Raw genomic sequence first — 2,580 nt, 5'->3', positions numbered from 1 at the left:
GCCCCGGATCGCTCCAAAAGCTGCCGGTACAGCCTCACAATTTTGTCTTCCACCTCAGCTTGGCTCAGGTGATCCGTGTCGATCAGAATGGCATCGGGGGCAGGCCGCAAGGGAGAGATAAGCCGCTCGCTGTCGCGGCGATCCCGCTGCTCGATCTGAGCTTTTAACTCTTCGAGGGACACCACTTGTCCTTGGGCTTGCAGTTGGTGTTGCCGGCGCTGGGCCCGCTCCCCCACCGAGGCGGTCAAAAAGACTTTCAGCTCGGCATCAGGAAAAACATGGGTGCCGATATCTCGCCCCTCCAGGACGGCCCCCCCATCCCGTCCAATGAGGCGTTGCCGCTTCACCAGCTCCTGCCGTACCCCCGGCACTGCCGCCACCTGAGAAACCCAGCGGGTCACCTCTGGGGAACGAATGGCCTGGGTAACTTCCTCACCGTCGGCCCAGATGCGGGTGGGTTCGTCGGCCGAGGGGCCACTTTGTAGGGTTAGTTGGGTTTGGGCAGCCAGTTGGGTCAGTTGCTCGGCGTCGTCCAACGGGATCCCCCGCTGCAGCGCCAGCCAGGTGATGGCCCGGTACATCGCCCCCGTATCCAGGTACAAGAGCTGCAGTTGAGCGGCCACTGCCCGCGCTACGCTGGACTTCCCGGCCCCTGCCGGGCCGTCGATGGCAATCAGCGGGCGACGCCCCCTTTTCGGGGAAGGAGGCACTGCACTCTGCTGTTCTTGGGGCAAGGGATCCACCCCTTCCGGGGAAAGGAGCAGGTTGTCGATGAGGCGAGTTTGCCCTACATAGGCGGCGATGGCCAGTAGCCCCTTATCTTTCACCTCCGATAGGGGCTGGAGGGTTTGCGGATCCACCAATTCCAGATATTGCACGCGCAGCTCGGGGGTGCGCTCCAGCTCAGCACGGGCGGCGGCCAGGATCCCTTCGGCGGAGGGATCCCCGGCTTGCCAGTGGTCGTAACCTCGGCGGAGGGCGCGGTACAGGCTGGCGGCCACCTGCCGCTCCACTGCCGAAAGGTAGCGGTTGCGGGAGCTGTAGGCAAGGCCGTCGGCTTCTCGCACGGTGGGGCAAGGGACAATGGTGGTGGGAATTTGCAGATCTTGAACCAGCCGCTGGATAATTGCCAGTTGCTGGGCATCCTTTTGGCCAAAATAGGCCCGCTGCGGCTGCACCAGGTTTAGCAGTTGCAGCACAATGGTGGCCACGCCGCGAAAATGCCCCGGTCGGTGGGGGGCGCAGAGGGTCTGCAAAAGGGACTCAGGAGGCATGACCCAGGTGCGATCGCCGGCAGTGGCCGGGTCGGCCCCCATCTCCTGCGGGTCGGGGGCAAACACCACATCCACGCCCGCGGCTTCACACAGAGCCCGATCCCCTTCCTCGTCGCGGGGGTAGCGATCCCAGTCTTCGTTGGGGCCAAATTGGAGGGGGTTGACAAAGATGCTGACCACCGTGTGGTCACACTCTTGGCGGCAGCGGCGAATTAGGCTGAGATGTCCTTCGTGCAGGGATCCCATCGTTGGCACCAGGCCTATGGTAGATCCCCGCCAGCTCGCTACCTGCTCCCGCAAAGCCGCCACCGTGCGCAGCCACTGCATCGCCATGCCACCTCACCTGCTGAGCCACTCTCTTGCCGACGGTTTGGTGCCAGCTTTTTCCTCCCTGGCTTTCACAGACCCATCTTATTGCCGCGCTGATACTGTCTGTAGGCGGCCACAAACAGGCCTGCCAAGGTAACCAGCACCATCCCCAAAACGATCCCCAGCAAAATTGGCTCGATCACAACCTAGGCCTCCTACTTCAAACCTAGATCATGATAAGCCAAGCCCAAACTCTTCCTCACCTTGCCCGGGGGGATCCCTGCCAAAAGTCAAAACAACGAAGGTACAGGGGACGCCCCCAATTGCCTCGGTGGAGGGTCAAGTCTCCACGGCTATGGCTTGCTCTTTGATCGCTTTGATCGCTTCGTTGAACCTGCAACTGTCCCGCCCGAACTTGCCGAAAGATGTTTCCCAACCACAACTGCTCTCCCGCTTTGAAGGAGTGTCTGGCTGGGCTGGAAGAGCAACTGCGCCCTCTGGTAGACAAGGCCGTTCCCCTGTTGGTGGCAGACTCGGATCCGCTGCAAGTGTGGGCTGCCGTTTTGGCCTGCCAACACCTGGGGATCCCCCTCTTCTTGGCCAATCCCCACTGGGGAGGACGAGAGTGGGGGCAGGCTCTGGCCAGCCTGGGATCCGCTTGGCGCTGGCGGCGAGGGCAGTTGCAGGAGGGTTCTGCCTCCTCCCACCCCCCTCTGCAGCATTGGCAACAGATCCTACCCAGCGCCGATTGGCCAGTAATCGGGATCCCTACCGGTGGCTCCGGCGGCCAGGTGAAATGGGCAGTGCACTCCTGGCGTACCCTCAGCGCCTCTGCCAGAGCCCACCAGCAGCACTTCAGCGTGGATTGCGTCCATAGCTATTGTGTCCTGCCCCTGTACCACGTCAGCGGCCTGATGCAAGCTGTTCGTTCCTGGCTGAGCGGCGGCCAGTGGATTGTCTGGGATTGGAAACGACAGCAGCAGGCCGAGGCCTGGGA

Annotated in this window: 2 protein-coding genes and 1 pseudogene; 1 reads left to right on the top strand and 2 read right to left on the bottom strand. The window is 62.5% G+C overall.

Features of this window, described 5'->3' with window-relative positions; genetic code table 11:
- Together NW809_RS11890 and petG are read right to left on the bottom strand one after the other, a co-directional pair.
- The coding region (locus NW809_RS11890) for a bifunctional pantoate--beta-alanine ligase/(d)CMP kinase (RefSeq protein ID WP_414402232.1) at nt 1-1,601 on the bottom strand (1,601 nt) is incomplete at its 3' end.
- Between the two features lie 71 nt (nt 1,602-1,672).
- Entirely contained in the window at nt 1,673-1,786 is a 114-nt protein-coding gene (gene petG / locus NW809_RS11885) for a cytochrome b6-f complex subunit V (protein ID WP_011431447.1), read from the bottom strand.
- Between the two features lie 222 nt (nt 1,787-2,008).
- Here petG and NW809_RS11880 point away from each other — a divergent pair.
- Nucleotides 2,009-2,580: pseudogene (locus NW809_RS11880) on the top strand (2-succinylbenzoate--CoA ligase); the annotation flags it as partial.

Source organism: Synechococcus sp. WC101 (assembly GCF_047461555.1).
GTDB lineage: Bacteria > Cyanobacteriota > Cyanobacteriia > Thermostichales > Thermostichaceae > Thermostichus.
The sequence above is the reverse complement of the archived record's forward strand: the minus strand, read 5'-3'. Positions and strand labels throughout refer to the sequence as shown.